This window comes from Pseudomonas sp. SIMBA_068 (assembly GCF_046534705.1).
Classification (GTDB): Bacteria; Pseudomonadota; Gammaproteobacteria; order Pseudomonadales; family Pseudomonadaceae; genus Aquipseudomonas; species Aquipseudomonas putida.
This window is the reverse complement of record NZ_JAWRYI010001678.1, coordinates 1-235: the sequence shown is the minus strand read 5'-3', so window position 1 is coordinate 235 and position 235 is coordinate 1. Positions and strand designations below refer to the sequence as shown.

Below are 235 nucleotides of genomic sequence, written 5' to 3'. Positions count from 1 at the left end.
AAGCCGCGCACCGCATCAACTTTGATATCGGCGGTGGCGGTTGGCATGACGATCAGTGCCTTCACGCCTAACCGTGCGGAAGAAAACGCGACGCCCTGCGCGTGGTTACCCGCAGAAGCGGTGATCACGCCGTGCGCTTTTTGTTCTTCCGTCAGGCCCGCCATCATGGCGTATGCACCGCGCAGCTTAAAGCTGTGCACCGGCTGGCGATCTTCGCGCTTCACCAGAATCACGT

The 235-nt window shown here is 60.4% G+C and carries 1 protein-coding gene; it reads right to left on the bottom strand.

Annotated elements, in window-relative coordinates; all coding sequences use genetic code 11:
• A partial coding sequence (locus SB756_RS35450; RefSeq protein ID WP_410913930.1) for a pyridoxal-phosphate dependent enzyme occupies positions 1 to 235 on the bottom strand: 235 nt, incomplete at both ends.